This window comes from Umezawaea sp. (genome assembly GCF_057122925.1).
Genome location: NZ_DBNGPQ010000014.1, coordinates 18,365 through 39,004, shown reverse-complemented (window position 1 = coordinate 39,004; position 20,640 = coordinate 18,365). Strand labels below are relative to the sequence as shown.

Below are 20,640 nucleotides of genomic sequence, written 5' to 3'. Positions count from 1 at the left end.
GAAGGTCGCGCTCCCGCCGCTGGCGCGCGGCCGGAACCCCTCGAAGAAGTCCTCGTAGGAGTACGACGGGTGGAACTGGACGAGGCGGATCGCCGTCGGGTCGGTGATGTGGCGCGCCAGTTCCCGCGCCAGGTGGGTCTTCCCCGTTCCGGGCGGCCCGTGCAGCACCACCTGCTTGCGGTGCTGGAGCAGCGTGACGACCTTCTCCAGCCAGGGCAGGTCGAAGTGCAGCCGGTCGGCGAACTCCTGCGTCGCCACCGGCAACTCGTCGGGCCCGCTCGGCGGCCGTGCCAGGTCGTCCGCCAGCCGGTCGGCGTCGGTGGCGGTGTAGCCGGGTACGCGCAGCCGGAGCCGGATCCGCTTGGTGGTGTTGCCGTCCGGGGTCCTGCCGATCCGTCCCTGGCGGGTGCTCAGCTGCTTGCGGAACTCCTCGATGTCGCGCACGTCGGCCAGCACCACCGGCGAGTCGAGGATCACGCGCTCCGACTCGGGCCGCTTCCGGGCCGGGCCCGAGTCGACGGCGCCGCTCTCCAGCACCGCGTCGAGATCGCGGAGCCTGCCGAGCAGGAGTTCGAGGGCGACGTTGTAGTGGGGGTTGCGGCTCTCCCGCGCCCTCGATCTCCCGCTCCTGCTCATCAGCACCAGGTCGAGGTGGTCGCCGTCCCGCTCGATCTGGAACTCCGCGTCGAGCTCGGTACCGGAGTCGTCGGTTGCACGCATACCTTGATCATCGGCGCGCCACCCGAAGGGGTTACGTCAGTTGCTCAGCGCAACCCCGCTCCGGCGGTCCCCGACAGCGCGTCAGAAGGTCCAGCGGGTGGCGCCGCCCGGCTCGACCGTGGCCACGGCGTGCGCCGACCTGGCGGTGACGCGGTAGACCGACCACGGCGGCGTGCCCGCCGACGGTGCGCTGAACGGCGCGGTGAGGGCGGTGCCCGACTCGTCGACCTCGCACGGCCAGCCGCCCTCCGCCCAGGTCGCGGCCAGACGGATGAGGGTGTCGCGGTCGGTCACGACCTCGGCGGTGCCCTCGACCACGAGGTCGAACTCGCGGGTGGCGAGCGAGAGCGCGCACCGCGGGTCGCGGGCCAGGTTGCGGCCCTTGCGGGTGCCCTGGCCGGTCTCGAACCAGAAGCGGCCGTCGACCCAGAGCGAGCCGATCCCGGTGACGTGCGGGCCGCCGTCGGGGTCGAGGGTCGTGAGCCACGTCGTGTGCCGGTCGGGCCCGCCCGCGCCGGGCGCCTGGTCGCAGCCCGCGTCGAGCCGGGCGGTGACCGACGACCAGTCGAGGGCGGGCAGCCGGTAGAGGTCAGCGAGGTTCTGGGTGTCCACAAGGGGTAGACCCGGCGGACGCCCGGAACTCATCGGCGGCGACCGGAACGCGTCACCTGCCCCAGGGTCGGGGTGCCACGACGCAGTCGGACCTGCCCGACTCGGCCTCGCCGTTGATCGCGGTCACGCAGAACTCGTAGTTCCACACACCGGGGAACAGGTAGGCGATGCCGTGCTCGGTGGCCTCGACCACGTTCCCGTCCACCCTGGCGGGTTCGCCGCCGTTGACGTCGCGCACCCACACGCGGTACCCGGCCGCCCCGCTCGACCCGGTCCACCGCAGCCGCACGGTGGTGGGGTCGGTCGACGTGACCCGCAGGTCCGTCGGCGGCGCGGGGGTGCCTGCTCCGACCACCACGGGACGGGCGCCCGCGGGGATGCCGCCGCCCGCGGCGTTCCAGGTCGCGACCGCGACGGTGTAGCGGTGGCCGGGCACGAGGCCGTCGACGTGGACCGACCTGCCCTTCACCGCCGTGCCGCCGAGCCAGGCGCCGGGGACGTCCTTGTCCAGCGTGAGGATCTGGTAGCGGTCGATGGTCGAGGTGTGCTCGCCGGTCGGCTCGTTCCACGAGACGTCCACGCCCGTGGCGGTGGCGCGGGTGACGATGTCGCTCGGCCCCCGTGCCGTCAGCGGGTGGGCCACGGCGCTGACGACCGGGGACCAGTCGGACCGCACCTGGTCGCCGTTGTCGGTGCGGACCTGGTACTCCCACTCCTGCCCGTCCACGGTCCACGCGGTGTCGTGGCGGTTCGCCGCCGCCCTCGACCCGGCCCAGTCGGCGGCGCCCTTGAGCCTGCTCCGCACGGTGTAGCCGTAGGCGCCGAAGACGGCGTCCCAGGTGACCGTGATCCCGCCGGGGCTCGCGCTCGCGACGACGCCGGTCGGCACCGGGGTAGGGCGGGCGGGCACGTCGGTCGGGACGGCGGGCACGGCGGAGCCGAGTCCGTAGCCGTCGTGCAGGGTGCGCTCGAAGGCCTGGGCGATCTTGTACTCGCCCGTGGCGTTGGGGTGCAGGCCGTCGTAGCCGTCCGGGCAGCCGTCGAGTTCGCACGCGTAGTTGCCGCGCCAGTCGACCAGTGCCACCGGGGAGGTCGGGGTGCTCCACGACGGGATCGCGGCGGCCAGCATCGCGTTGTAGGCGTCGGTGTTGCGGGGCAGGTCCTCGCGGCCGTCCATCCTCGTGCGCTGGGGGACGTTGGCCAGCGCGAACCGGACGTCCGGCTTGGCCGCTCGGGCCTGCTCGACCAGCGTCCTCATGCTGTCGAGGGTGCCCTCCGGTCCGCTGACGAACCAGCCGAGGTCGTTGAACCCGAGCCCCACCAGCACGTAGTCGGGCTGGTGCAGGGCGACCTGCTCGCGGATCAGGCCCTTGTCCTGGGCGGCCTGGCGGCCCCAGACCGCGAAGTGGTCGCTGTCGAACGCCTCCGCGCCCGCGGCGTACGCGCCCGAGGTCCGGGGGCCGCCGGGCGGGGCGGGCTCGTCGCCCTGGAGGGGCGGCACGGCCGGGGGCGCGGCGACGGCGGCGTCCTGGGTGCCGCGGTAGGGGCCGACGAAGTCGACGGCGACGCCCTGGTCCCGGAACCACTGCCACAGCCGGTACCGCCAGGTCCAGTCGCCCTCGGCGCCGTGCGACATCGAGTCGCCCACGACCATGACCCGGATCGGGTCCCCGCCGGGCTCGGTCCGCGCGCTCGCGGAGCCCGCGAGGCCGACTCCCACCAGTGCGACGGCCAGGATGAGGGAGACGGCGCGAACGCCGTGCTCCCCCGGTCGGCGGCGGTACCGGGGTTGCGTCACGGGCGTCCTCTTCCTGCCTGACCACGGGTCCGCACCGGGCGGTGCCGATCGTCGGTGATCATGACGCGGCACGCGGTCGCCGGACAAGGGACGAGAGGTCGGAAGGTCGGCGCGACAGGAGGTGCGGGACCCCTCGTCCCGGCCGCGGAGTCCGACCACCGCACCAGATCGCCGCGCCGGTGCCGGATCCCGCGCCGTCGTGCCCGCTCGCCCCGGCGGACGACCCCGAGCACCGCTCGAACGGCTGACGACCACCTCCCCGCTGCGGCAGACGGGCTACGCGGCGGCCCCGGCGGGTGAACGGGGGCCTGCCGGGGCGGGGGTCCGGCTATCTTCCGAGCCGCAGACCGCCGTTCGACGTCCGGTGCCACCCCGGCACCGGCAGAGGGAGGTTCCGGTGGCCCGACCCCGGACGACCGCGCACGAGGCGGGCACGGTCCTGAACCGCGCCTGCCTGCCCACCGCGTTCTGGCCGGAGCACGCGGCCGACGCGATCAGGGTCGTGTACCAGGGCGTGGGCCACGACGGGGTGCGGCGGGAGGTCAGCGGATCGGTGTTCCTGCCCGCCGCGGCCCCTCCGACGGGCGGCTGGCCGGTGGTGAGCTTCGCCCACGGCACCACCGGCCTCGCGGACCGCTGCGCCCCCTCGCGGGCGGGCCTGAGCAGGCTCGAACGCGAGCACGTGGCGCGGTGGCTGGCGGCGGGCTACGTGGTGGCGGCGACCGACTACGAGGGGCTGGCCACGTCCGGCCCGCACCCGTACTTCAACGGCGAGGCGGTCGCGGACGACGTCATCGACATCGTCCGCGCCGCGCGGGGGCTGCACGGCCACGTCGGGAGGTCCTGGCTCGTGGCGGGGTTCTCCCAGGGCGCCCACGCGGCGCTGTTCGTCGGGCTGATGGCCGGGCACTACGCGCCCGACCTCGACTTCCGCGGCACCGTCGCGCTGGCTCCACCGGTGCACCTGCCCCAGCTCGTCGACCTGCTGACCCACGACGGGGCGAGCACGGTGTCCGTGCTGCTGCCGTTCCTGCTCGCGGGGCTGCGCGCGTCGCACCCGGACTTCGACGCGCGCCCGTTCCTCACCGACGCGGGCGGCAGGCTCGTCGAGGTGGCGTCCAGGGCGACGCTGGTCGACGTGTTCCGCGCGATCAACCGGCAGACCAACGACGCCACCGGGATCACCGGCATCCGCGCGCGGCCCGGCATCGACCGGGTGCTGCACGCCTGCCGCGTCCCCGTCACCAGGATGGACCGGCCGGTGTACATCACGGCCGGGGACTCCGACGAGGTCGTGCCCGTGCAGGTCGTGGAGCGGTTCGTCGCGGACCTGCGCGGCACCGGCACGGCCGTGCGCTTCGACCGGCACGGCGGGGCGACGCACGCCGACGTGCTCGCGGCCGGGCACGAGAGCGTGATCGCCTGGAGCGGCGCCCGGCTGCGGGACGGGGCTCCGGCCGCGCCCGGCGGTTCCGCGCGGTTCAGCGCCCTCGACGCGAACGGGGACGGCCGTCTCACCCCCGACGACTTCGAGGTGTTCGCGCTGCGCCTGGTCCAGGCCTTCGGCGAGCCGCCGGGGTCGCCGACCGCGCTGGCGGTCCGCGAGCGGTACCGCGCGCTGTGGCGGGCGGTGGAGCGCCGCTGCGACACCGACGCCGACGGTTCCGTCAGCCAGGCCGAGTACCGCCGCCTGCTGGACGGGGCCACCGGCGACGACGGGTTCGACGCGGACGTCCGGCCGCTGGCCGAGGCGGTGCTGCTGCTGGTCGACACCGACACCGACGGTGTCGTGGACGGTGCCGAGTTCTCCCGGCTGCTGCGCGCGTGCGGGCTGTCCGACGACGAGGCCTCCGCCGTGCTCGCGGCCGTCGACCGCGACCGGGACGGGTCGGTCTCGGTGGCGGAGATCGTGGAGGTGGTGCGGGACTTCTGCCTCGACCCCGCGGCGAGCGGGGCGGGCCGCTGGCTGTTCGGGCGGTTCTGAGGCGGACCGGAGCGCTCTCAGCCGAGCAGCAGGACCCCGGCGGTCACGAGGGCGACGACCTTCACGACCTCCAGGGCCACGTACACGTGGTGGCCGCGCGAGCGCGGCACGTCCGCCCCGGCGAGGACGAGGTCGGAGCGGCGGGTGAGCCGGGGCCGGACGGCGACCAGCTGCACCAGCAGCACTCCGACGGCCACCGCGCCCGCGACCACGGCGTCCGGCGGTGGTCCACCGAGGACGGCCACGACCACGAGGACCGCGGCCAGGACGGATTCGACGGCGTTGAGCGCGCGGAACACGATCCGGCCGATGCCGAGTCCTGTTCGGACGGTGACGTCCGGCGCGCGGAACTTGAGGGGCGCCTCCAGGAAGGAGATCGCCAGGACCATGCCGAGCCAGAGGAAGGCCACCGCGACGGCCACCGCCCGTCCCGTCTCCATCACCGTCCGCCTCCCCGCGTCGTCGAGTCCGGTGTGGACAGGTGCACCAGGCAGAGGTCGGGTTCCGCGAACGGTTCCAGCCGGTCCACGGTGACGGGCGCGCCGAGCGAGGCCACCGCGCCGCGCATGAGCCCCAGGTGCAGCGAGCAGACGACCTCGGCCCTGGCGCGGGCGACCTCCAGGAACGGGCAGTGCCGCAGGCCGACCCGTTCGGCAGAACCGGACGACGGCCACTCCGGCTCGAACCCGAGGTCGTCGAGCAGCCCCACCAGGGTCCGGACGCCCGCCTCGGTCGGGACGACCGCGTCCCGCGGCTCCAGCAGCCGCGCGCCCCAGGCCCGGCCCGCCGCCACCGCGTTCGCGGCGGGATCCGGCCCCGCGGCGAGGCCTTCGGCCAGCACGGCGGCCAGCGCCCGGTAGTTGCGCGGCCCCGCCGGGTCCATTCCGGGGCGCGCACGGAACACCAGCGGAGGACGGCCGGGCCCGGAGGGCGGCAGGCGCACCCTCTCCACCCGACCCGCGCGGACGAGCGCGTCCAGGTGGAACCGGACGGTGTTGGGGTGCGCGTCCAACCGGTCGGCGACCTCCGCCACGCTCAGCGACCCGGCCGACCCGCGCAGCAGGTCGAGCACCTCGCGCCGACGCCCGGCGGGCGCTTCGGGGGTGCTCACCGGTGCTCGGGGGTGTTGATCACGACTTGAGTTTACACAAAGCCGACTTGTATAAATGGGCGATCGGTACTGAGGGGGCACACCATGGCGGTCCAGGAAATCGACGTACGCCCGCTGCGCGGACCGGACAGGAACCCGACGACGTTCCGGGCCTACGACGCCCTGGGAGTCGGCGAGTCGTTCGTGCTGGTGGACGACCACGACCCGCTGCGCCTGCGGGACGAGTTCGACGTCGAGCACCCCGGCAGCCACCACTGGGACTACGTCGAACGCGGTCCCGAGACCTGGCGCGTCCGGATCGGCAAGGCGGCCACGACGCCGCTGCCCCACGTCGTCGGCGACTGGAGCGACCCGTCGCGGCCGGAGGCGACCGAGGTGCTGTGGAAGCTGCGGTCGCGGGAGCGCGACCTGGACTCCAACGTCATCTGGCTGCCACCGGGCGCGGGCATCGAGGCGCACGCCGGGCCCGAACTGGACTCGCTGGTCGTCGTGCTCCAGGGCGGCGGCAGCCTGACCACCGAGCTGGACACCGTCGACCTGCGGCCCGGCGGGCTGGTGTGGCTGCCCCGGCGGTCGCGCCGCGCGTTCCGGGCGGGTGACGACGGCCTGCGCTACCTGACCGTCCACCAGCGGCGGGAGGCGCTGGTGCTGCACGCCGCGTCGCCTCGGGTCCGCACGCCGTGACCGCGGCTCAGAGCGCGCGCGAGGCGTACTCCCACAGCCGGTCGGCCGCCTCGGGGTCGACGGCGTGCTCGGCCACCCCGCCCGGCCGTTCGTCGCCCGGCCGCACGGTCGGCGCCACCCGGTTGTCCTCGACGTAGCGGCCGGTCAGCCCCTCCACCAGCGGTGAGCCCGCCAGCAGCACGGAGGCGGCGGCGCCCTCGGCCAGGGTCTTGGAGTACGGCTGCTCGATGATGGCGCCGTCCTCGTCCATCGCGCCCATGGCCTTCATCGCGGCGTCGTCGACGTGGCGTTGCAGACCGGTCATCACCCAGCCGGGGTTGACGGCGTTGGCCGTCACGCCGTCCGCCGCCCACCGGCGGGACGCGCCCACGGCGAGCAGGACGTCGGCGGTCTTCGACTGCCCGTAGGCGGTCCAGCGGTCGTAGGGCCGCCGCTCGAACTGCGGGTCGGCGAAGTCGAACGGGACGTCGCGGTGCGCGCCGGAGGCGACGACCACGATCCGGGACCGGCCCGCCGCGCGCAGGTGGCCGTGCAGCGCGGTGGCCAGCGCGAAGTGGCCGAGGAAGTTGGTGGCGAGCTGGAGTTCCCAGCCCGCGGCGGTGAGCACGCGCTCCGGGACCGCCATCACGCCCGCGTTGGCCACGAGCACGTCGAGCGGACCCGACCAGCCTCGCGCGAACGCGGCGACGGAGTCGAGGTCGGCCAGGTCGAGCGCGACCGCCCGCACGGCACGCTCGGGCAGTTCGGCGACCAGACCGGCCGCCCCGGCCGGGTCGCGCACGGCGACCGTGACCTCGGCACCGGCGCGCGCGAGGACGCGGACGGTCTCCGCGCCGAGGCCGGAGGCGCCGCCGGTCACGACGATCCGGCGTCCGGTGAGGTCCACGCCGTCGAGGACCTCGGTCGCGGTGGTCCGCGCGGTGAAGGGGAGCGTTGCTGTCATGAGGAGAACGGTACGATCACCGGGATGGACTCTCCATGGTTCAGGGTCCAGCATTCTTTAGCCATCGTCCAGGATGAGGTCCGGTGGATCCGCTCCAGAACGTCCTGTCGCTGCTCGACACCCGCGCCTACCTGTCGTCCGGCCTGGTCGCGGGCGGCGACTGGGCGGTGGCGTTCGACCCGCCGGAGGGCGTCAAGTTCAACACCGTGCGGCGGGGTCGGTGCAGGCTGACCGTCGAGGGCGAACCCGAGGCCGTCGACCTCGCGGAGGGCGACTGCTTCCTGCTCACCCGGTCGCGCGGCTTCCGGCTCGCGGGCGGCGCCCCGACCGACCCGGTGCCCGCGGGCCCGCTCTTCGCCGCGGCGGGCACCGGTCCGGCGCGGGCGGGCACGGGTGCCGACGTCGACCTGATCGGCGGCGGCTTCTCGTTCGGCGAGCGCGCGCGGGCCCTGCTGCTGGACGCCCTGCCGCCGGTCCTGCACGTGCCCGCGGGCACCCCCGAGGCCGCCTCCGCGCTGTGGGCGATCGGCCAGGTCGACGCCGAGCTGCGGCAGGACCGGCTCGCGGCGAGCCTGGTCGCCGAACACCTCGCGGTCGTCATGCTGATCCAGGTCCTGCGACGCCACCTGGCCACCGACCCGCGCTCCACCGGGGGCTGGCTCGCGGGCCTCGCGGACCCGGTGGTGGCCCCGGCGCTGCGCGCGGTGCACGCCCGCCCCGACCACGCCTGGACGGTCGCCGAACTGGCGCGGACGGCGGCGGTGTCCCGCTCGACGATGGCGGCCCGCTTCCGCGAGGTGGTCGGCCGCGGACCGGTCGACTACCTCACCGGCTGGCGCGTCGAACTGGCCGCGGACCGCCTGCGCCGCGACACCGCGCCGATCGCCGTCATCGCCCGCGACACCGGCTACGGCTCGGAGAGCGCGCTCAGCGTGGCGTTCAAGCGGATCACGGGCCAGTCCCCCGCCGCGTACCGCAGGACGTGGCGCTCGGCGACCGCTTCCGTCCAGCGAGGCTGGACGGGGTCGACCCGGAGGTGACCGGGATGGACGTGGACGACGCCGTCGTGCGGCGAGGGGGGTTCTCCCGTGGCGCTTGACGAGGGGCTGCTGCGCGGCGCGGGACGCCGCCACCCGCTCCGGGCTGGTCGCCGGTCCCGGTGTGCACGTCCGCGACGGCTGCGTCGCCCCGTGCGGCGAACCGGTCCACGGGACCCGCTCCCCCGGTGACGCGGGCTCCCACCTCGACCCCGTGCCCGCGACGAGCGCGCTCACGTGCTCGTTCCGCGGCCGGTCCGCCGCGGACCCGAACGGCTCGTGGCGGGTCCTGGCGTCAGGATCCGCGACCGCTGCGCGGTTCCCTGCGTCGAGGTGATCGAGGCGCTGCCCGACCGACTACGGCGTGCGGCGGTTCGGGTCGGGGATCTCGGCCCACACGGTCTTGCGGTCGTCGGACCGGTCGACGCCCCAGTCCGCGCCCATCGACCCGATCAGCACCAGCCCCCGGCCGCGGAACTGCCCGAGCGTCGACCTCCCCGGCCGCGGCAGCAGGTCCGGCGCGGCGTCGTCGACCTCCACCCGCACGACCCCGTCCCGACGGCCGAGGCGGATCGCCCTCGGTGCCTTGGCGTGCTCGAACGCGTTGGCGGCGAGTTCGGTCGCGACGAGTTCGGTGTCGGCCACGAAGTCGGGGTCCAGGTCGGCCAGCACCTCCCTGATCCACGTCCGCACCTGCGCCAGCGGCGGCACCTCGTGGTCGTCGAGCCGGAACTCGTCCTGCGGACGGATCGAAGGTGGGGGCACCTGGCTCCTCGACTGCCACTGGGGTCTTCTCAGCGGGAGGACTACCCCGGCAGGCACCTCCTCACACGTCGGGTTCGGGTGACCCGACGGGCAGGGGAACCGGTTCGCCCTCGGCCACGAGCGCGGCCGTGACCCCCCGCGCGGCGGCGGCGCGGAGGAAGCGGCCCTCGATGTCGGGCTGCTCCACGTAGGTGGGCGGGTTGTGGAAGAGCCCGTGGTGGATCGCGCAGGCCGTGCTCGCCCCGAGCGCGGCGGCGGCCTCGACGGCGTGCTCGGGCGTCGGGGTGACCGGAACATCGGCCTCGTAGCCCTCGAACTTCGCGACGACCCCGTTGACGGGCAGGAACGCGACGTCGAACGGGCCGTGCTCGCGAGCGATCCGCCACCAGTCGCCGTGCCACATCGTGTCGCCGCAGTGGATGATCCGCCGCCCGGCTCCCTCCACGACCCGGGCGACCTGGTCGGACTCGCCGCCCCGCCAGTCCAGCGACGTCACGGGTGTCACGGTGGGCGACCCGACGCGCCGGGGGCTGCCGAGGTCCTGCGGGACCGGGTGCAGGCCCGCCTCCCGCGGCACCGGCGCGATCGGCGCGTGGCAGCCGACGGTCCCGGTGTCCGCGAGCCGCGCGACCAGCTCGTGGTCGTAGTGGTCCGGGTGCAGGTGCGTGAGCAGGACGTGCGTCCCGGCGGGCGGGTCGATCGGCGGCAGCGGCCCGCGCGGCGCCCCGAGGGCGGCGACCAGCGGCTCGGCGTGTTGGAGCGGGTCGATCAGCAGGCGGGTGCCGCCGAGGCGGACCTCGACGCCCGCCCAGGCGAGTCGTCGCAGGTGCAGGGTGCCGGTCATGGCGAACCCCTAATTCGTCATCATCATGGTTACGGATTGCCTAACCGTAGCCACGGTGGTTGCGATATGACAAGATCGGCCGCATGGCGAGGTCGACGAACACCCGGTTCGCCGTCGCCGTGCACGTGCTGACCTACCTGGCGGGCTCGACCGGGGGCCGCCCCGTGAGTTCGGACGAGCTGTCCGAGAGCACCAACGTCAACCCGGTCCACGTGCGCCGCGTGCTGGGCCCGCTGCGCGAGGCCGGGCTGGTGCGGTCGCGGCCGGGTGTGCACGGGGGCTGGGAGCTCGCGGTCGAGGCCGGTGCGGTCACGCTCGCGCGGATCTGGCGGCTCCTCCAGGGCGACGACCCGATGCTCGGCCTGCACGGCCCCGACCCCGCGTGCGCGGTGGGCCGCCGCGTCCACGAGTCCCTGACCGCGCTCGACCGGGTGGTGGCCGACGCGGTCGCGACCGAGCTGGAGAAGGTCACCGTGCACGACGTCCTGACCGGCGGCGTGCCGACCCCGCGGCGGCCTACTCGGCCTTCAGGTGGGCGAGCGCGGTGATGAGGCGCTCGGCGATGTCCGGCGGCCACGGGTAGGCCACGGTCACGGCCCGCTGGTGGGCGAGCCCGTGCAGGCCGACCCACAGCGCGACCCCGTCGGCCACCAGGTCGTCGCTGGTGGCGATGCCCGCGTCGACGCACCGCTCCAGCGCGTCGACGAGCAGCCCCATGCTCGCGTCGCCGAGCGAGGACAGGTCGGCCGCGGTCAGGGTGGTCGCGTCCAGGTCCGGCATCCAGAGCCCGCCGAACATCGTGCGGTAGCGGCCGGGGTGCTGCTGGGCGAACTCCAGGTAGGCGCCGCCGACGGCGAGCAGCCGCCGCCGGGGGTCGTCGCCCGCGCCCGCCAGACCCGCGCGGAGCTGCTCCTCCAGCTCGGCGAAGGCCTGCCGCACGACGGCCAGCATGATGCTCGGCTGGTCGGGGAAGTGCCGGTAGATCGAGGGGGCGGCGATCCCGACGCGCCGGGCGACGGCCCGCAGGGTCACGGTGCTCTCGTCGCCGGTCTCGTCGAGCAGCTCGACCGCGGCGGACACGATCTCGTCGCGCAGGCGGCCACCCTCTCCCCTGCGGTTGCGAGCACGGGTGGGCTTCACCGCTCCGGACACCGTCGTGTTCTCCGCCATGGCGTCAGCTTACAAGAAAAAGCTTATCGGTGTTGCCTCTTGCGCTCGTTCAGCGAACAGTCGTAGCCTTACGACCGTAACCACAACGGTACGAGCTACGGAGAACCCCATGAACAGCACCGTCACCACCCGCGCCACCGAGGTCGTCCTGCCGGGCCGGGTAGAGCCGACCGGCCTGGAGGTCCGCACCCGCGAACTCCCCGCCCCCGCCGAGGGGCAGGTCGTCCTGCGGATGGACGCGACCGGCGTGTCGTTCGCCGAGCAGCAGATGCGGCGCGGCAAGTACTACGACCAGCCCGCGTTCCCCTTCGTGCCCGGCTACGACGTCGTCGGCACGGTGACGGCCGTCGGAGCGGGCGTGGACGCCGGGATCGTCGGCCGCCGGTTCGCCGCGGTCACCAAGACCGGCGCCTGGGCCAGCGCCCTGCTGCTGGACGCCGCGGACCTGGTGGCCGTGCCGGACGGCGTCAGCGCCGCCGCCGCGGAGACCGTGGCCGTCAACGGCGTCACGGCCTGGCAGATGCTGCACCGGACCGCGGACGTGCGCTCCGGCGGAACGATCGTGGTCCTCGGCGCCAACGGCGGGGTCGGCTCGACGCTCGTGCAGCTGGCCCGGCACGCCGGGATCGAGGTGATCGGCACGGCGTCGGCGCGGCACCACGACACGGTGCGCGCGCTGGGCGCGACCCCGGTCGACTACCGCGACCCCGCCCTGTACCAGCGCCTCCGCGCGCTCGCGCCCAACGGCGTCGACGCCGTGTTCGACCACGTCGGGGGCTCCGGCCTGGAGGACTCGTGGCGGCTGCTGCGCAGGGGAGGGACGCTGGTGTCCTACGGCACCGCCGCGACCAAGGACGAGGAGGGCAGCTCGCAGCTCCCGGTGCTGGCGTCGTTCGCGCGCCTGGCGCTGTGGAACTACTCGCCCAACGGCAGGAACGCCCACTTCTACAACTTCTGGGCGGGCAGGCGCTTCGGCCTGGACGGCTTCCGCGCCAGGCTCCGCGAGGACCTCACGCGGGTGCTGCGGCTGGTGGCCGACGGCGTCCTCACCCCGCAGATCGCCGCGGAGTTCCCGCTGTCCGACGCCGCGGGCGCGCTGGCGCTGGCCGAGTCGCGCACGGTCGCGGGCAAGGTCGTCATCGTCCCCGACGCGCACCGGTCATGAGCGGCGCGGCCGGTCAGCGGGCCGGGAACCGCCGCGGGCGGGGCGACCTGCTCCGCGGCGAGATCCTGGCCGCCGCGACCGCGCTGCTCGACTCCCGCGGCGACCCGCGGGCCGTGACGCTGCGGGCCGTCGCCCGCGGCGCCGGGATCGCCGCCTCGTCGATCTACCCGCACTTCCCCGACCAGTCCTCGATCGTGCTCGCCGTCGTGCGGCAGGCCTTCGCCGAGCTGTCCGACCGGCTCCGGTCCGCCGCCGACGAGGCGGGCGACGACCCCCGGCGGCGGCTGCACGCGCTCTGCCTGGCCTACCTGGACTTCGCCAGCACCCACCCCGAGCGCTACCGCACGATGTTCGGCCGCCCCCGGCCCCCGGCGGCCGACGGCCGCCCCTCCCCCGACGACCCGGCCGACCTCGGCGCCGGGACCATCCGGCTCGTCGTCGACGGCCTGACCGCCTGCGTCGCCGCGGGCTGCTGCACCAGCGACGACCCGGCCGCCGACGCCGTCGCGCTCTGGGTGGGCCTGCACGGGCTGGCCCACCAGCGCACCGTCGCCACGGCGTTCCCCTGGCCCGCCGACATCACCCGGCGGGTCGCCGTCCCCCTGTCCCACCTCGTCTGACGGCACCTGGACCACCCACTCCCCCGGAGGCACAGCCATGTCCACCCCGACCCTCACCGCTCCCCCGACCGCCGCCCCCGACCGCTCCCGCGAGATCGACAACCGCGCGGGCTACCTCGGCTTCGGCTTCGCCCACGTCGCCGGGCACGGCGCCGCCGCCCTCTCCAGGGGTGACGACCCGCTGGTCGTCCTGCCGGGCTGGCTGCCGACCGCGCTGCTCGGCCTCGGCCTCGCCGCGGGCACGGTCTTCAGCACCGCCGCCGCCCTCCGCGCCCAGCGCGGGGTGAGCGGACCAGACGCCCTGCCCGGTCAGCTCGTCGGGCTGGCGTGGATCAGCGGCTTCGCGGCGCTGTTCCTCGCCATCACCGGAATCGGGTCCACAGTGGACTCACCCGACCTCCGGAGCCTGCTGTGGCCCGCCGGGTCCGGGCTCGTCGTCGGCCTGCTCTACCTGGCCGAGGGCGCCGTGCGCCGCAACGTCGTGCACTACGGCCTCGGCACGTGGCTCGCCCTGGTCTCCTCCTCGGCGCTCTTCCTCGGCACGCCCGGCCTCTTCTGGGTGCTCGCGGTCGCGGGCGGTGGCGGCTACGCGGTCGCGACCCACCTGGAGCGCCTGCGCCTCGCCGCCGGATGACCGCCGCCGACACCGGCGACCGCTGCCCTGGCCCGACACCACCGGGTCCGGGCGGCGACCGCCGTCCACCGGGCAGGCGCCGCGAACGGCCCCGGCCGCGTCAGCCCGAGCCGCACGCCTTCCGGTGGGCACCGGGGTCCCGGCTCTGACCTGCGCGCACAGGGCCGCGGAGGTCATCTTCGGCACCCGCCCACGATCACGGGAGCACCAGGGGCGGCACGAACCAGGTCGAGCGCGGCGGCACGTCGCCCACGTGCGAACCGCCACCGTCCCGAGTGGACGGACGAGGGGCCGGGGACCGCGGTGCGGACGACGTCACCGGGCGTGCTCGGGATCGTCCATCCGGATGACACCCGGCCCACCGCGACGGACAGCGCTTCCGCCCGACCAGGCCTGACAATCCGCCCGAACCCACCGTCGGGAATTGACGATCGTTGCGGGCAACCGACAATTTTGCCACAGTAGATCACGCGGGCCGTACTGGGAGGTCTGGGGTCGAGTGGTCCGCCAGTCCATTGTGGACCCGGTACTACTCGGGGGAGATTCGCCATGCGGTCCCACAGCGGTCGGCGGGCCGTGCTGCCCGCCAGTCAGGAGCGGTGCCCGAGCGGCCGGCTGGTGGTGCGGTTGCTGGGCCCGCTGGAGGTGGTCGTCGGAACGCGGGCGGTGGCGCTGACCACCGGGAGGCTCCGCACGCTGGTCGTCGCGCTGGCGCTGTCGGCGGGCAGACCCGTGACCATCGACCAGCTCGCGATGGCGGTGTGGGGGCCGGACCTGCCGGTCGACGTCCGCCGCACCGTCTCGACGTACATGACCCGCCTCCGCAACGCGCTGGGCGCGGGGTCGATCCTGTTCGACCCCGCGGGCTACGTGCTCCGGGCCAGGCCGGACGACGTCGACGCGCTCCGGTTCGACGCCCTGCTGGACGCCGCCGCGCGGACCACCGACCCGGTGCGGGAGGCGGCGCTGGTGGACGAGGCCGTGGGGCTGTGGCGCGGGTCCCCGTTCGAGGGCGTGCACTCGGCCTGGCTGGAGGACTCCGAGGCGCCGCGGCTGGTCGACCGGTACCTGTCGGCCGTGGAACGCCGGGCCGACCGGCTCATCGCGGCCGATCGCGGGGCCGAGCTGCTGCCGCCGCTGCTGGAGCTGACGGCCCGGTTCCCGCTGCGGGAGTCGCTGTGGGCGCGGCTGCTCGTGGCGCTGGACGGGTGCGGCAGGCCGGTCGAGGCGCTGGAGCACTACGAGGTGTTCCGGGCGCGGATCGGCCGGGAACTCGGCGTCGACCCCGGCCCGGAGCTCCAGGGCGTCCACCGGGACCTGCTGGGCCGCACGGCGAACGGCGCGCCACCCGAGGCGGGGCGGGCGCTGCGGGTCGTGCCGCGCCAGCTGCCCGCCGACGTCAACGGGTTCGCCGGGCGGCTGGCCGAGGTCGAGGCGCTGGACGCGGTGCTGGACAACGGGTCCGGCCACGGGGTTCGGCCTGCCGGGGTCGTCGTGGTCCACGGCGGCGAGGGCGTCGGGAAGACCTCGCTGGCGGTGCACTGGGCCCACCAGGTCGCCCACCGGTTCCCGGACGGCCAGGTGTACGTCGACCTCCACGGGCTCGACCCGTCGAGACCAGCGCTGACGTCCGAGGAGGCGGTGGACGCCCTGCTGGACTCCTTCCTGGTGCCCGCGCGGTACCGGCCGGGCGGCGTCGAGGGCCGGGCCGCGCTCTACCGCAGCGTGCTGTCCGGTCGGCGGGTGCTGACGGTGCTGGACAACGCCCGCGACGCCGACCAGGTCCGCCCGCTGCTGCCCGGCGGGCCGGGCTGCGTCGCGGTGGTGACCGCCCGCACGCCGCTCACCGGCATCGTCGTCGCCCTCGGGGCGCGGACGATCCGGCTGCACCGCCCCACCGTCGACGAGGCGCGGCAACTGCTGGCCCACCGACTGGGGGTCGACCGGGTCAGCGCCGAGCCGGAGGCCGTGGCGGAGATCATCGACTCGTGCGCGCGGCTGCCGCTGGCGTTGGCGCGGGTGGCCACCCGCGCCCGCACCCGCTCGGCGCGCCCGCTGGCGGAACTGGCCGCCGCCCTGCGCGGTGGGACGGGCCTCGACCTGCCGCACGACGGATGAAGGCGATGTGAAACAGCCCGTCCCTACGCTCGCGGGCATGAACGAATCCCCGCACAGCGCAGCCGCTGAAGACCTGGCCGAACTCGAGTTCTCACCGCTCACACCGGAGGAGGCCGCCGAAGTGGACGATCGTGTCTACCTCCTCGGCGTCCGCCGGGAGTACTACAACGTCCGATGACGAGATGAGCGATCGATCCCGACCGCTCACGAACCCGGTCTCGGTCGCCCACGAGGTAGTGGGGACCGGCGAGGACTTCGGGGTACGAACCCCGCCGGTTCCACTGCGCGGCAAGGCATCCGTGGAAGCCGTCGCCGCCCGCCACGCCCGAGGCGAACTCGGGTCGGCCGAGGCCGTGGCGGCCGTCGACCCGAACGAACTGGAACGCGCGCTCACGCCGACCGCGGACACCAGCGGCCTGGAGGCCGTGGTGCACGGGTTCGGCGTGTCACCGGGAACCGCCTGCGGTGGCCTGGTGTTCAGCGCGGAGGCCGCCGTCGCCGCGCGGGCGAACGGCCTCGACCCCGTCCTGGTGCTCCCCGAGTCGAGCCCGGACGACCTGCCGGGGCTGCTCGCGGCCGCGGCCGTCGTCACCGAGCGGGGCGGGCAGACCACCCACTCCGCCGTCGTCGCGCGCGCACTGGGCCGCCCGGCCGTCGCGGGCCTCGTGGACGGCGTCGTCCTGGACGACGCGGAACGCCTCCGCGGCGCGCGGGGCGACGTCCTCGTGCCGGGTGACGTGGTGACCGTCGACGGGTCCACCGGCACGGTGTACCGCGGCCGTCCCGCCGAACCGCTCGTGGGCGGGCACGGCGACGCCGAACTCCTCGGCTGGCTCGACCACGTGCTCGCCGACCTGCCGGGCCTGGCCGTGAAGGTCAACGCCGATTCGGCCGGCGCGGCGGCGCTGGGCCGGGTGCTCGGCGCGACCGGCGTCGGGCTGTGCCGGGTCGAGCACCTGTTCCTCGGCGAGCGGCGCGCCCTGCTCGAACGCGTGCTGATCGCCCGTCCCGGACCGGAGCTGACCGAGGGCCTCGCCGACGTGCGCGACGTGCTGCGGTCGGAGTTCACCGACCTGTTCACGACGATGGACGGCCTGGACGTGGCGGTCCGGCTGCTCGACCCGCCGCGGCACGAGTTCCTGCCCGACCCGGCGTCCACCACCGATCCCGGTGTGCGGTCGGTGCTGTCCAGGCTGCGCGAGCACAACCCGATGCTCGGCGTGCGCGGGGTGCGGCTCGGGATCCTCGTGCCCGCGCTGACCGTCGCGCAGGTCCAGGCGCTCGTGGACGCCGTGCTGGCGGTCCGGCGGTCCGGGCACGACCCCCGGCCGGAACTGCTGGTGCCGATGGTGAGCACGCCCGACGAGGTGGACGTGGTGCGGGACCTGCTGACCGACGTCTGCGCGCACGCGGGCACCTCGGCGCGGGAGCTGTCGATCACGATAGGCGCGATGGTCGAGACGCCGCGCGCGGCGCTGCTCGCCGGGCGGCTGGCCGAACGGGTCGACGCCCTGTCGCTGGGGACCAACGACCTGACGGCGCTGGTGTGGGGCCTGTCCCGCGACGACGCCGACCGGCACCTGCTGCCCGCCTACCGCGACCTCGGCCTGGTGGAGCACTCTCCGTTCGAGCGGCTCGACCTCGACGGCGTCGGGGCGGTGATCCGGCAGGTGGTGCGCGACGCGCGCGCGGTGCGCCCCGACATCCGGATCGGCGTGTGCGGCGAGCAGGCCGCGGAGTCCTCGGCGGTGCGGTTCCTCGCCGAGGTCGGGGTCGACCACATCTCCTGCGCGGCCCCCAGGGTCCCGCTCGCGCGGCTCCTGGCCGCGCGGCACGGGCTGCCGAGCGGCGGGGAGGGGGTCCGGTGAGCACGGCGGCGATCGAGGTCGAGGGCCTCGGCCGCACGTTCAAGGTGCGCGGCGGCGACGTCGTCGCGCTGAACGACGTGAGCCTGCGGGTCGGGCAGGGCGAGATCGTCGGTCTGCTGGGCAGCAACGGCGCGGGCAAGACGACGTTGACGAAGATCCTCGCGACCCTCCTGCTGCCGACCAGCGGGACGGCCCGCGTGTTCGGCCACGACGTCACCTCGGACCTGCGGGAGGTCCGCCGGATGACCGGTGTCGTCCTGGGCGGGGAACGCGGGCTCTACGCCAAGCTGAGCGGCCGGGAGAACCTGCGGTTCTTCGCGGTGCTCGCGGGTGTCGGCAGGCGCGGGCTCGCGGAGCGGCTGGCCGAGGCGCTGGACCACGTCGGGCTCGCGGAGGTCGCGGACCGCGCCGTGGAGACCTACTCCAAGGGGATGCGCCAGCGGCTGCACCTGGCCATCGGGATGATCAACCGGCCGCCGGTGCTGCTCCTGGACGAGCCGACCGTGGGCCTGGACCCCGTCGAGGCGGAGCGGCTGCGCCAGGACGTCGCCGTGCTCAGGAGCCGAGGCACCTCGGTGCTGCTGACCAGCCACCTGCTGCTCGACATCGAGCGGCTCGCCGACCGGGTCGTCATCCTGGCCGACGGCGAGGTGGCGGCGGACGTCGAGGTCGCCGAGTTCGCGAAGCTCGCGGGCTACACCGCGGTCGTCACGGTCCGAGGCACCGGGTCGCCGCCCGCGCTGGACGGGGGCGGGGCGGCGCGGTTCGAGGTGGACGACCTCAGCGGCGCCGACGGGCTGTGGACGCTGCGGCTGCGCGTGCGCGACTGGAGCGTCGAGTCGTTCGGCGACCTGGGGGCCGCGCTGGGCGGCGCCACCATCCTCGGCGTGGACGTCGCGCCGCTGCGGCTGGAGGACGTCTACTCCCACGTCGCGGCGCAGCTCGCCGCGAACGGCCGGGTGCGCCCGTGACCGGGCCGTCGGCACCGGGTGAGCGCCTGCGCGGGGCCGCGTGGACGTTCTGCACCGCCGCGCGCACCGAGCAGCGCGGTATGCGCGGCAACCCGCTGCTGCTGGTCAACGCCGGGTTCCTGCCCGTCGTGCTGCTGGTCATCGCGGTCGAGACCCAGCGCCCGTCCCCCAGCCGCGCCACGGAGATCGTCACCTCGGTGATGCTCACGGCGCTGTGGGGGTCGACGGTCTGGACCAGCGGCGGGGTGCTGCGCCGCGAGCGCACCTACGGGACGCTGGCCCGCTGCGTGTGCGGCGTCGAGTCGCCCACGGTGGTGCTGTTCGGCAAGAGCCTCGGCGCGACGCTGTACGGCGTCGGCACGATCCTGGCCGCGACGGTCGTCACCGTGCTCGCCCTGCGGCTGCCGGTCGCCCTGGCCCACCCCCTCTGGCTGCTGGTGGGCCTGGTGGTGGTCGTCGTCTCCGCCACCACGCTCGGCGCGCTGCTGTCCTGCCTGTTCCTGCTGACCCGCAACGGGCTGGTCTGGTCCGGCGCGCTGATGTACCCGGTGTTCGTGCTGGGCGGACTGCTGATCCCCCAGGACTTCCTGCCGGTGTGGCTGCGCTGGGTCCCGCAGCTGCTGAGCCTGCGCTGGATCAACGAGTTCCTCTCCGCAGCGGCCGGGCGCGGACCCACGGCCACCCCGCTGGTCGTCGCCGTGGTGCTGACCGCCGCCTACGGCGTCCTCGCCCGGCACACCTACCGCTGGTCCATCGACAAGGCGCGGCAGCGGGGTTCCCTTGACCACGCGTGACCGGGTCCCGGTGAGCACGGCGCTGTGGCGGGCCGCGGAGGCGGCCCGGCTCGGTGGGCGCGAGTTCCGCGCGACCCTCCCGCCCGCGGCGTCGATCTTCGCCACCCTGCCCAAGGGCGTGCTCCAGATCGTGTTCTTCACCGTGCTCGGCGGTGTGGTCGCGGGGGAGGACCACCGGCAGTTCGCGTTCGTCGGCGGCCTGGTGCTCGCGCTGACCACGACGAACACGGTCAACGTGATCAACGTTCCCTTCGGGGACAAGTACTTCTCGACGTTCTGGCGGATCCGCACCGGTGACGTGCCCGTCGCCGTCGTGCTGTACGCCCGCGCGGTGCCGTACCTGGCCGTCGGGTTCGCCCTCTTCCTGGCCGAGGCCGCCATCGCGGCGGCCGTCCTGGGCATGGGGGACCTCGCCGTGCGGCTGCTGCCGTGGCTGCCGGTGTTCGCGCTGATGGCGTGCGGGTACGCCCTGCTCGGCATCGCCGCCGCGACGGCGACGATCGCCAAGCGCGCCGACGTGCTGGCCCCGAACATCCTGGGCTACCTGACGATGCTGTGCTGCGGCGCGTTCCTGCCGCCCGGCCAGGTCGGATGGATCGACGCGGTCGGCTCGGTGCTGCCGGTGGGCCACGGGCTGGCCGCCGTCCGCGCCGGGCTGGACGGCCGCCCGTGGCTCACCGAAGCCCTGCTGGAACTGGCGATCTGCCTCGCGTCGGCCGTGCTCGGCGTGCTCGCCGTCGGCGTGCAGACCCGCCGGGCGTCCAGACACGGGCACGACGACTTCGCCTAGCCGACCCCACGA

At 74.9% G+C, this 20,640-nt stretch carries 23 protein-coding genes; 14 read left to right on the top strand and 9 right to left on the bottom strand.

The genetic code is table 11. From position 1 onward, the window contains the following. From AC156L_RS02390 to AC156L_RS02380, 3 genes are all read right to left on the bottom strand, one after another. The coding region (locus AC156L_RS02390; RefSeq protein ID WP_330876757.1) for an AAA family ATPase at positions 1–720 on the bottom strand (720 nt) is incomplete at its 3' end. An 81-nt stretch (positions 721–801) separates the two neighbouring features. Further along, positions 802–1,332: a pyridoxamine 5'-phosphate oxidase family protein gene (locus AC156L_RS02385; RefSeq protein ID WP_330876756.1), complete on the bottom strand. Its 531-nt coding sequence runs from the start codon at positions 1,330–1,332 to the stop codon at positions 802–804. Between the two features lie 52 nt (positions 1,333–1,384). Then, complete coding sequence (locus tag AC156L_RS02380; RefSeq protein ID WP_330876755.1) at positions 1,385–3,130, bottom strand: fibronectin type III domain-containing protein; 1,746 nt, start codon at positions 3,128–3,130, stop codon at positions 1,385–1,387. 397 nt (positions 3,131–3,527) lie between these two features. Here AC156L_RS02380 and AC156L_RS02375 point away from each other — a divergent pair, with 397 nt between their 5' ends. Beyond that, complete coding sequence (locus AC156L_RS02375; protein WP_330876754.1) at positions 3,528–5,114, top strand: lipase family protein; 1,587 nt, start codon at positions 3,528–3,530, stop codon at positions 5,112–5,114. 17 nt (positions 5,115–5,131) lie between these two features. On the opposite strand, the gene AC156L_RS02370 is transcribed toward AC156L_RS02375, so the two are convergent. Together AC156L_RS02370 and AC156L_RS02365 are read right to left on the bottom strand one after the other, a co-directional pair. Beyond that, complete coding sequence (locus tag AC156L_RS02370) at positions 5,132–5,554, bottom strand: hypothetical protein (protein WP_330876753.1); 423 nt, start codon at positions 5,552–5,554, stop codon at positions 5,132–5,134. After that, complete coding sequence (locus AC156L_RS02365) at positions 5,554–6,225, bottom strand: helix-turn-helix transcriptional regulator (RefSeq protein WP_330876752.1); 672 nt, start codon at positions 6,223–6,225, stop codon at positions 5,554–5,556. The genes AC156L_RS02370 and AC156L_RS02365 overlap by 1 nt, the downstream gene beginning before the upstream one ends. An 84-nt stretch (positions 6,226–6,309) precedes the next feature. On the opposite strand from AC156L_RS02365, the gene AC156L_RS02360 reads away from it, so the two are divergent. After that, a complete protein-coding gene (locus AC156L_RS02360) occupies positions 6,310–6,909 on the top strand; it encodes a DUF2249 domain-containing protein (RefSeq protein WP_330876751.1) in 600 nt (199 codons plus the stop codon). A 7-nt stretch (positions 6,910–6,916) separates the two neighbouring features. Here the strand turns inward: AC156L_RS02360 and AC156L_RS02355 are convergent, their stop codons facing one another. Continuing rightward, entirely contained in the window at positions 6,917–7,852 is a 936-nt protein-coding gene (locus tag AC156L_RS02355) for an SDR family NAD(P)-dependent oxidoreductase (RefSeq protein WP_330876750.1), read from the bottom strand. A gap of 83 nt (positions 7,853–7,935) precedes the next feature. On the opposite strand from AC156L_RS02355, the gene AC156L_RS02350 reads away from it, so the two are divergent. After that, positions 7,936–8,892: an AraC family transcriptional regulator gene (locus AC156L_RS02350; RefSeq protein WP_330876749.1), complete on the top strand. Its 957-nt coding sequence runs from the start codon at positions 7,936–7,938 to the stop codon at positions 8,890–8,892. Positions 8,893–8,947: 55 nt separating this feature from the next. After that, the gene (locus tag AC156L_RS02345; protein ID WP_484406541.1) at positions 8,948–9,226 is read left to right on the top strand and encodes a hypothetical protein; all 279 of its coding nucleotides are present in this window, start codon (positions 8,948–8,950) and stop codon (positions 9,224–9,226) included. 20 nt (positions 9,227–9,246) lie between these two features. On the opposite strand, the gene AC156L_RS02340 is transcribed toward AC156L_RS02345, so the two are convergent. Continuing rightward, a complete protein-coding gene (locus AC156L_RS02340; protein WP_330876748.1) occupies positions 9,247–9,654 on the bottom strand; it encodes an ATP-binding protein in 408 nt (135 codons plus the stop codon). A 61-nt stretch (positions 9,655–9,715) separates the two neighbouring features. After that, entirely contained in the window at positions 9,716–10,498 is a 783-nt protein-coding gene (locus tag AC156L_RS02335) for an MBL fold metallo-hydrolase (protein ID WP_330876747.1), read from the bottom strand. Between the two features lie 83 nt (positions 10,499–10,581). Here AC156L_RS02335 and AC156L_RS02330 point away from each other — a divergent pair, with 83 nt between their 5' ends. Continuing rightward, the gene (locus AC156L_RS02330; RefSeq protein ID WP_330876746.1) at positions 10,582–11,046 is read left to right on the top strand and encodes an RrF2 family transcriptional regulator; all 465 of its coding nucleotides are present in this window, start codon (positions 10,582–10,584) and stop codon (positions 11,044–11,046) included. Here the strand turns inward: AC156L_RS02330 and AC156L_RS02325 are convergent. Then, positions 11,015–11,668, bottom strand: a complete 654-nt coding sequence (locus tag AC156L_RS02325) for a TetR/AcrR family transcriptional regulator (protein ID WP_330876745.1) — start codon at positions 11,666–11,668, stop codon at positions 11,015–11,017. The genes AC156L_RS02330 and AC156L_RS02325 overlap by 32 nt on opposite strands. A gap of 109 nt (positions 11,669–11,777) precedes the next feature. Between AC156L_RS02325 and AC156L_RS02320 the strand changes: the two genes are divergently transcribed. From AC156L_RS02320 to AC156L_RS02280, 9 genes are all read left to right on the top strand, one after another. Then, the gene (locus AC156L_RS02320) at positions 11,778–12,833 is read left to right on the top strand and encodes a medium chain dehydrogenase/reductase family protein (protein WP_330876744.1); all 1,056 of its coding nucleotides are present in this window, start codon (positions 11,778–11,780) and stop codon (positions 12,831–12,833) included. Then, positions 12,830–13,453 (top strand): TetR/AcrR family transcriptional regulator, encoded by a 624-nt coding sequence (locus AC156L_RS02315; protein ID WP_330876743.1) that lies wholly within the window; start codon positions 12,830–12,832, stop codon positions 13,451–13,453. The genes AC156L_RS02320 and AC156L_RS02315 overlap by 4 nt, the downstream gene beginning before the upstream one ends. A 37-nt stretch (positions 13,454–13,490) precedes the next feature. Then, positions 13,491–14,087 carry an ABC transporter permease gene (locus tag AC156L_RS02310; protein WP_330876742.1) on the top strand — a complete coding sequence of 199 codons (597 nt, stop codon included), beginning with the start codon at positions 13,491–13,493 and terminating at the stop codon, positions 14,085–14,087. 549 nt (positions 14,088–14,636) lie between these two features. Next, entirely contained in the window at positions 14,637–16,205 is a 1,569-nt protein-coding gene (locus AC156L_RS02305; RefSeq protein ID WP_330876741.1) for an AfsR/SARP family transcriptional regulator, read from the top strand. 37 nt (positions 16,206–16,242) lie between these two features. Beyond that, a complete protein-coding gene (locus AC156L_RS02300; protein ID WP_330876740.1) occupies positions 16,243–16,383 on the top strand; it encodes a hypothetical protein in 141 nt (46 codons plus the stop codon). 4 nt (positions 16,384–16,387) lie between these two features. Beyond that, the gene (locus AC156L_RS02295) at positions 16,388–18,073 is read left to right on the top strand and encodes a putative PEP-binding protein (protein ID WP_330876739.1); all 1,686 of its coding nucleotides are present in this window, start codon (positions 16,388–16,390) and stop codon (positions 18,071–18,073) included. Continuing rightward, on the top strand, positions 18,070–19,044 hold the full coding sequence (locus tag AC156L_RS02290) for an ABC transporter ATP-binding protein (RefSeq protein WP_330876738.1): 975 nt from the start codon (positions 18,070–18,072) through the stop codon (positions 19,042–19,044). Before AC156L_RS02295 ends, AC156L_RS02290 begins: the two co-directional genes overlap by 4 nt. Then, on the top strand, positions 19,041–19,838 hold the full coding sequence (locus AC156L_RS02285; RefSeq protein WP_330876737.1) for an ABC transporter permease: 798 nt from the start codon (positions 19,041–19,043) through the stop codon (positions 19,836–19,838). The genes AC156L_RS02290 and AC156L_RS02285 overlap by 4 nt, the downstream gene beginning before the upstream one ends. Further along, positions 19,825–20,628, top strand: coding sequence for an ABC transporter permease (locus AC156L_RS02280; RefSeq protein WP_330876736.1), 804 nt, complete (start codon positions 19,825–19,827; stop codon positions 20,626–20,628). The genes AC156L_RS02285 and AC156L_RS02280 overlap by 14 nt, the downstream gene beginning before the upstream one ends. Positions 20,629–20,640: the final 12 nt, after the last annotated feature.

Coding starts and splice junctions, on each gene's coding strand:
- AC156L_RS02370 (WP_330876753.1), bottom strand. CDS start 5,554: ATGGAGACGGGACGGGCGGTGGCCGTCGCGGTGGCCTTCCTCTGGCTC.
- AC156L_RS02360 (WP_330876751.1), top strand. CDS start 6,310: ATGGCGGTCCAGGAAATCGACGTACGCCCGCTGCGCGGACCGGACAGG.
- AC156L_RS02355 (WP_330876750.1), bottom strand. CDS start 7,852: ATGACAGCAACGCTCCCCTTCACCGCGCGGACCACCGCGACCGAGGTC.
- AC156L_RS02335 (WP_330876747.1), bottom strand. CDS start 10,498: ATGACCGGCACCCTGCACCTGCGACGACTCGCCTGGGCGGGCGTCGAG.
- AC156L_RS02330 (WP_330876746.1), top strand. CDS start 10,582: ATGGCGAGGTCGACGAACACCCGGTTCGCCGTCGCCGTGCACGTGCTG.
- AC156L_RS02325 (WP_330876745.1), bottom strand. CDS start 11,668: ATGGCGGAGAACACGACGGTGTCCGGAGCGGTGAAGCCCACCCGTGCT.
- AC156L_RS02320 (WP_330876744.1), top strand. CDS start 11,778: ATGAACAGCACCGTCACCACCCGCGCCACCGAGGTCGTCCTGCCGGGC.
- AC156L_RS02315 (WP_330876743.1), top strand. CDS start 12,830: ATGAGCGGCGCGGCCGGTCAGCGGGCCGGGAACCGCCGCGGGCGGGGC.
- AC156L_RS02310 (WP_330876742.1), top strand. CDS start 13,491: ATGTCCACCCCGACCCTCACCGCTCCCCCGACCGCCGCCCCCGACCGC.
- AC156L_RS02305 (WP_330876741.1), top strand. CDS start 14,637: ATGCGGTCCCACAGCGGTCGGCGGGCCGTGCTGCCCGCCAGTCAGGAG.
- AC156L_RS02300 (WP_330876740.1), top strand. CDS start 16,243: ATGAACGAATCCCCGCACAGCGCAGCCGCTGAAGACCTGGCCGAACTC.
- AC156L_RS02295 (WP_330876739.1), top strand. CDS start 16,388: ATGAGCGATCGATCCCGACCGCTCACGAACCCGGTCTCGGTCGCCCAC.